Raw genomic sequence first — 6,344 nt, 5'->3', positions numbered from 1 at the left:
CAGCGCGGCGTCGGCGGTGTCGGTCAGCTCGGGACCGGCCAGGACGGCGCGGGCGCCCGCGTGCTCCAGGACGTAGCCCACCTCGGGCGCGGTGAGCATGAAGTTGACCGGGACGGAGATCGCGCCGAGCCGGGCCAGCGCGAAATAGGCCACCGCGAAGCCGTGCGAATTGCGGGAGAGCAACACGACCCGGTCGCCCTTGCCGATGCCGCGCGCGGCGAGCGCGCCGGCCGCGGCCGAGACCGCGTCGTCGAACTCGGCGAAGGTCTGCCGCAGCTCGCCGGCCACGATCGCGAGCCGGTTCGGCAGCCGGGCGGCGGTGCGCGCGAGCAGGTCGGCGACGCCGTGCCGGCGGGCCTGTACAGCGGTCACGGATGGCTCCTTGCCTCTGTGCAGCACATTGAGGCGTCATTGTGTCCGGCACGGCCGCCGGGCGGAAGCGTCTCGACCGCTGAAATCCTCATGTTGATCACCAATGCGCGTAGGTAGGCTTGCTCCCATGACCAGCAGCGAAGCCTCCGCAGTCCTCGACACCGCCCGTCGCGCCCGGGAGGCCGCCGCCGTCCTCGCGCCACTGACCCGCCGAGCCAAGGACGACGCGCTGCTCGCGCTCGCCGACGCGCTGGTGGCCCGTTCCGCCGAGATCGTGGTCGCCAACACCGAGGACGTCGAGCGGGCCCGCGCCAACGGCACCGGCGAGGCGATGATCGACCGGCTGACCCTGACCGACGAGCGGATCGCCGCGATCGCCTCGGACGTGCGCGACGTGGTCGGCCTGCCGGACCCGGTCGGCGAGGTGTTGCGCGGCTCGACGCTGCCCAACGGCCTGGAACTGCGCCAGGTGCGGGTGCCCCTCGGCGTGGTCGGGATCATCTACGAGGCCCGTCCCAACGTCACGGTGGACGGCGCCGCGCTGTGCCTGAAGTCGGGCAACGCGGTGCTGCTGCGCGGTTCCTCGTCCGCCTACCGCTCGAACACCGCGATCGTCGCGGTGATGCGCGACGCGATCCTCGCGGCCGGCCTGCCCGCCGACGCGATCCAGCTGGTGCCGGGCGAGACGCACGACTCGGTGAAGGAGCTGATGACCGCGCGCGGCCTGGTGGACGTGCTGATCCCGCGCGGCGGTGCCGGCCTGATCCGTACCGTGGTCGAGGGCTCGACGGTGCCGGTGATCGAGACCGGCGTCGGCAACTGCCACGTCTACGTCGATGCGCGGACCGACCTGGAGATGGCGGTGAACATCCTGGTCAACTCCAAGGCGCATCGGGTCAGCGTGTGCAACTCGGCCGAGACGCTGCTGGTGCACCGGGACGTGGCGGACGCCTTCGTGCCGCTCGCGCTGGCCGCCCTGAAGGACGCGGGCGTCACCGTGCACGGCGACGCCGCCGTGCAGGCGTTCTCGGCCGACGTGGTGCCCGCCACGGACGCCGACTGGGACACCGAGTACCTCTCCTACGACATCGCCGCCGCCGTGGTGCCCTCGCTGCACGACGCGGTCGCGCACATCCGTCGGCACAGCTCCGGCCACACCGAGGCGATCGTGACCACGTCGCAGGCCGCGGCCCGCGAGTTCGTCAGCCTGGTGGACTCGACCGCCGTCATGGTCAACGCGTCGACCCGGTTCACCGACGGCGGCCAGTTCGGCTTCGGCGCGGAGATCGGCATCTCCACGCAGAAGCTGCACGCGCGCGGGCCGATGGGTCTGCCCGAGCTGACCAGCACGAAGTACGTGGTCACCGGTGACGGTCACGTGCGTTCCTGATCCCGGGCTCCGCGGGCCTGGGATCGGCCCCCATCGTGCTCGGGCGCTCGACCGGTGCGAGGAATCGGTACCCATCCGGGCGCCTGCGGTAATACTGTCTAGGAGTGCCCGAATCACCAGGGCCAGAGTTCCCGGACGGCCCAGACTTTCCCGAGTTCTCGGAGGATGAGCTCTCCTCCGTCGTTTTCGACGAGTCGTTCGTGCGCGCCGCCCGCGTGCACGAGCCCTCGGCGAACGAGCGTGGTGCGTCGATCGATCCTGCGCCGACGCCCACACCGGCCGCGCCCGAGCGGACCGACAAGAAGGCCGAACAGGCCGATCGTTCCGACTGGTTCGACGACGGGACGTATCCGGCGGACGGCGAGGACCCGTGGCGGGCCCGGACCGGACCCGGTCACGACCACAGGTTGTTGTCGGCGGACGTGCCCACCTGGTTCGCGAGCGAGCCGTGGACCCGGTCCGCGCGGTCCACGCGCTGGCGGCGCGGGGTGGCCTGGGTCCTGGCGCTGCTGATGGGCGTCGGCGTGGTGGCGATAGCGGTGACCGCGTTCTACCGCAGCGGATCCTCCCAGGGACCCACCACGCCTCGGCAGCCCTCGGTGGACTCGGGGCGGAGCGCGACGACCGACAACAACCCGGTGTTCGCGCCGCTTCCCGGACAGGACACGTCCCAGGTGCGAATAACCGTCCCGCCCGGGGACTCGGGTTCGACGGACAGGTCCGTGCCGGTTCCGTCGCTGCCCGAATCGGCCCGTTCGGGGCCCGGCTGACCGGGCGCAACCCCTTGCCCGGGTGCGTATCCACCCGCTCGCGGGCGACCTAAGTGGTCGCCTCCGGAGGTCCTTCGGGGGTTGACTCCGGAGGCGACGTCGTGTGAATCTGCCACGAGATGGACTTCGGCTCAGGAAGCGTCCGTTGCGGGAGCTCGTCCGGAGACCTCCAGGTTCGCGCCATCGGCTCGCCGTAGTGATTCTGCCTGCGAGCCTCGTCCTGAACGATCAGTCAGGCCCTGTCCGTAGGATGGAATTCCGCACGCCGAACCCGCTGCGGGCAGCAGGGTGGGCGCCATGATGCTGCAACCGGAGACCGAAGGCCTCGCCGACTACCTCGTGGCGGACGACGTGATCGACCATCAGCACCCGGAACTGCGGCGGCTGGCCGCCGATCTGGCCGGCCCCGAGGAGACCTTCCGCTACGTCCGCGACCAGGTGTCGCACTCCGCCGACGTGGGCACGTACAGCGGAGCGTACCGGGCCTCCGAGGTGCTGGCCGCGCGCAATGCGATCTGCCACGGCAAGGCCCACCTGTTGGCCGCGCTGCTGCGGGCCCGGGGCGTGCCGACCGGCCTGTGCTACCAGCGGCTCGACGACGATGCGGGCGGCTTCGTGCTGCACGCCCTCAACGCCGTGCACCTGGACGGCCGTTGGGCCCGCCTGGACGCCCGGGGCAACCGCGAGGGCGTGGATGCACAGTACGACCTGGAGCGGGAGCGGCTGGCCTGGCCGGTCAGGCCGGAGTTGGGCGAGCGCGACTACCCCGTGGTCTTCGCCGCACCGCCGGCCCCACTCGTCGAGGCCCTCGGCCAGGCGGTGGCGGGCCGCGTCGGCTACGGCTACTACCTCCCGAGCGATCTGCCCGTCAGCGGCGATTGAACCCTAAGGTCACCAGACTGCCCAAGCAGAACGGGTCCCGCGTGTGGGGCTGGTCAGATGTCGGGGGCTGGGAAGTAGAGGGCGCAGGCGCAGTCCAGAGCGTGCCGCCTCCAGGGCCTGGGGTCCTCAGGCGGGGCGCTTGGCCATGACGACCACGCCCGGCCCGGCCTGCTCATCCGCGGGGAGCCGGAGTTCGGCGACCGGGTGCAGTCCGGCCTGCTCGATCAGGTCCACGAGCTGCTCCGGCCGCCACATGTACGTGGTCCAACGAACGGGCACACGGTGTCGGCGAAGGCGTCGATCGACGCCTTGAGCCAGGGATGGCGACGGATGTCACCCATGCCCGTCGTCACCACCATGGGGCGTAGTTGTCGGCCACCTGGTCATAGGACTCACGGACGACGTCGAGATCGGTTGGGCGAAAGGTCGTCTCACCCAACGACTTCACCGACCTGACCCAGGTCGCGGACCGGCTCCGAGCATTCGAAGACCGCTACAACGCCACGGCACAGCCGTTCCAGTGGAGGTTCACCACCTCCGATCTGGTCGATCTGCTGGCCCGACTCGACCGGCACACACCCGCCGACCGACACCAAGAATCCTCCGTCGCCCTGGCAGCCTGATCAACCCCCGAAGGACTTCCGGAACGGACCACTAAGCTGGGTGTATGTCCGGACGGGGAGTGCCCCCCGAAGGCCCGAACCGGGGTGGGCCCGACGGCGAGGACGAGTTCAGCGCCGTCGTATTCGACGCGACCTTCGTGCGCGCGGCGGGCCTGCACGAGCCGTCGGCGCGGGAACGGCTGCACGGGGGCAAGCTTCCGCACCGGCAGCGTCGGGTGTTCGGTGTGCGGGTGCGCACGCTGCGCGGCGCGCTGGGCATGCTGCTCGTGGCGTTGGTGATCAGCGGTGCGAGCTATCTGGGCGCGCGGCGGGCCGCCGCGCCCGGCCCGCGCCTGGAGATCGGCCCGGCGGTGCTGCACCGGGTCTCGCTGCAACCGCCGGTGGGCTATGCGACGGGTGCGCTGCCCGCCGATCCGATGGAGGGCGGCCCGGCCGCCGGCTGGGCGCAGGGCGCCGCCGGGATCGTCGTGGGCGAGCGCCGCGCGACGGCACACTTCTCGGCCGCCCAGGTCGGCCAAGCCCTGGATCTGGTACGCGAGTTCGTGGTCGGCACCCAACTCGACCCGGCCGTGCTCGCGGGCGGCCGGCCGTGGGCCGCGCTGCCGCTGTTGCGATCGGAGCAGCGCGATCAACTCGATGCGGCGCTGATCGCTCCACGCGACGACGACATGTCGGCGCCCACCGGGTGGATCACCCGATTCGATCCGGCCGCGGTCAAGGTCCTGGACGTGCCGATCAAGGTCGCGGGCACGCTCGGGGTCGCCGAGCGTGCCCGCGCGGACCTCGTGGTCAGCGCCGACGTGGTGTTCGTGTACGCGGTCGCCCAGGTCGGTGGGCCGGGCTGGACCCGATTCGTGCTGCACCGGGTGTGGGACTTCCACCTGGACCCGGCGATGCTGCACGACGGCCTGCTCCGGGTCCGCCGGATCCTGACCGTGGCCGGGCCGCAGGCGTGCGACGCGGACTCCTCGACCTGGTTCCGGCCGGCTTTCACCGGCCCGGCGCCGAGCGACGCGCCGCCGGTGGCCGAGCAGGTGGACCCGTTCCGCTCGGCCCCGACGGGCACGTGTGCCCGGTTGGCGGGCCTGCCCTGACGACCGGTCAGGAGCCGCCGTTGTTGGTCGAGGTCGCCCCCGGTTCGTCGCGGCGCCCGGCGAACTTGTCGCGGAGCTTGCCGCCCGCGTCCGCCGCGCCGTCGGCGAGATCGCGGAGCAGCCCGAACAGCGGGTCGGTGGTGGTGCGTACCGATTCGCGGTAGGCGTTCGCCGATGCCTTGGCCTCCTCGCGCACCGACGCGTTCGGGTCGTCCTCGCGGCGCGGGTACTCGCCCGCGATGAGCCGCGCGTACTCCCCGCCGTCCGCCCACTTGCGCAGTTCGGCCACCCGAACCACCGGGAACGGGTGCGAACGCCCGAGCAGATTCATCAACTTGAGCACGCTGTCGCGCAGATCGCCGGCGCCCTCGTACTCGGCGGCCTGCTCCAGGAACGCGTCCGTGCTCATCTCGTGCAACTGGGAGCCGCCCGCCACCTTCATCAGCGCGCGCATCGACACCTCGGGGTCCTGCCCGATCAGCAGGCCCGCGCGGTCGCAGGACAGTTCGGACTTGCGGAACCACTCCTGGAGCGCGGTGATGATCGCATGCACGCCCAGCGAACCGAGCGGGATCCCGGACAGCGCGGAGGCGAACCGGGTCAGGATCAGCAACATCGTGCGGTAGACCGCGTGCCCGGACAGGATGTGCCCGGTCTCGTGCCCGATCACCGTGCGCATCTCGTCGTCGTCGAGCAACTCGACCAGGCCCGAGGTGACCACGATGAATGGTTTGTCCATGCCGATCGCCATCGCGTTCGGCTGCGGGTCCATGCTGACGTACAACTCGGGCACGGTGGGCAGATCCAGGATGTACGCGGACTCGCGCACCATCTCGTGCAACCGGCGGAACTGCTGTTCACCCGCGCGCACCGAGCCCGCGAGGAAGGCGAGCCGGATGGCTCGTTCGGACACCATGCCCGACATCTGCTTGAGTACCGTGTCGAACCCGCCGAGGCGGCGCATCGCCACCAGTGCGGCGCGGTCGGCGGGATGTTCGTACGCCCGGGAGGAGATCCCGGGGAAGCGCCTGCGCCCCTCGAAGGTCCCGATCGTCTTGTCGTCCGGCATGCTGTGCCCCCTTGCCTCGACCAATCTGCCCCCACAGTAGGCGCGTTCCTTGTTGGGCGACTTCGTCGCCGGCTCGCGAGGCACCACTTTTTCTTTCCCCCGCTTCGCTCCTCCAAGAAAAAGCGGCCCCTCGCTCGTGACTTC

7 protein-coding genes are annotated in these 6,344 nt (G+C 71.1%); 4 read left to right on the top strand and 3 right to left on the bottom strand.

The window, feature by feature from the left end; all coding sequences use genetic code 11:
* On the bottom strand, nucleotides 1–372 hold a 372-nt coding region (locus ABZS54_RS41630), incomplete at its 3' end, for an AMP-binding protein (protein WP_355548241.1).
* A gap of 127 nt (nucleotides 373–499) precedes the next feature.
* Here ABZS54_RS41630 and ABZS54_RS41625 point away from each other — a divergent pair.
* The 3 genes from ABZS54_RS41625 (at nucleotide 500) to ABZS54_RS41615 (ending at nucleotide 3,414) form a co-directional block, all read left to right on the top strand.
* Nucleotides 500–1,762, top strand: coding sequence for a glutamate-5-semialdehyde dehydrogenase (locus ABZS54_RS41625; RefSeq protein WP_355548239.1), 1,263 nt, complete (start codon nucleotides 500–502; stop codon nucleotides 1,760–1,762).
* A 104-nt stretch (nucleotides 1,763–1,866) separates the two neighbouring features.
* Nucleotides 1,867–2,532, top strand: coding sequence for a hypothetical protein (locus ABZS54_RS41620; RefSeq protein WP_355548236.1), 666 nt, complete (start codon nucleotides 1,867–1,869; stop codon nucleotides 2,530–2,532).
* A 297-nt stretch (nucleotides 2,533–2,829) separates the two neighbouring features.
* The gene (locus ABZS54_RS41615; RefSeq protein ID WP_355548234.1) at nucleotides 2,830–3,414 is read left to right on the top strand and encodes a transglutaminase domain-containing protein; all 585 of its coding nucleotides are present in this window, start codon (nucleotides 2,830–2,832) and stop codon (nucleotides 3,412–3,414) included.
* 126 nt (nucleotides 3,415–3,540) lie between these two features.
* On the opposite strand, the gene ABZS54_RS41610 is transcribed toward ABZS54_RS41615, so the two are convergent.
* Nucleotides 3,541–3,693 carry a hypothetical protein gene (locus ABZS54_RS41610; protein WP_355548231.1) on the bottom strand — a complete coding sequence of 51 codons (153 nt, stop codon included), beginning with the start codon at nucleotides 3,691–3,693 and terminating at the stop codon, nucleotides 3,541–3,543.
* Nucleotides 3,694–4,081: 388 nt separating this feature from the next.
* On the opposite strand from ABZS54_RS41610, the gene ABZS54_RS41605 reads away from it, so the two are divergent.
* Nucleotides 4,082–5,131, top strand: a complete 1,050-nt coding sequence (locus ABZS54_RS41605; RefSeq protein ID WP_355548229.1) for a hypothetical protein — start codon at nucleotides 4,082–4,084, stop codon at nucleotides 5,129–5,131.
* A gap of 7 nt (nucleotides 5,132–5,138) precedes the next feature.
* Here ABZS54_RS41605 and ABZS54_RS41600 read toward each other — a convergent pair whose 3' ends face one another.
* Nucleotides 5,139–6,200: a M48 family metallopeptidase gene (locus tag ABZS54_RS41600; RefSeq protein WP_355548226.1), complete on the bottom strand. Its 1,062-nt coding sequence runs from the start codon at nucleotides 6,198–6,200 to the stop codon at nucleotides 5,139–5,141.
* Nucleotides 6,201–6,344 lie beyond the last annotated feature (144 nt).

The sequence above is a fragment of the Embleya sp. NPDC005575 genome (assembly GCF_040605455.1).
GTDB lineage: Bacteria > Actinomycetota > Actinomycetes > Streptomycetales > Streptomycetaceae > Embleya.
This window is presented reverse-complemented; position numbering and strand designations above follow the sequence as displayed.

Coding starts and splice junctions, on each gene's coding strand:
- ABZS54_RS41625 (WP_355548239.1), top strand. CDS start 500: ATGACCAGCAGCGAAGCCTCCGCAGTCCTCGACACCGCCCGTCGCGCC.
- ABZS54_RS41615 (WP_355548234.1), top strand. CDS start 2,830: ATGATGCTGCAACCGGAGACCGAAGGCCTCGCCGACTACCTCGTGGCG.
- ABZS54_RS41605 (WP_355548229.1), top strand. CDS start 4,082: ATGTCCGGACGGGGAGTGCCCCCCGAAGGCCCGAACCGGGGTGGGCCC.
- ABZS54_RS41600 (WP_355548226.1), bottom strand. CDS start 6,200: ATGCCGGACGACAAGACGATCGGGACCTTCGAGGGGCGCAGGCGCTTC.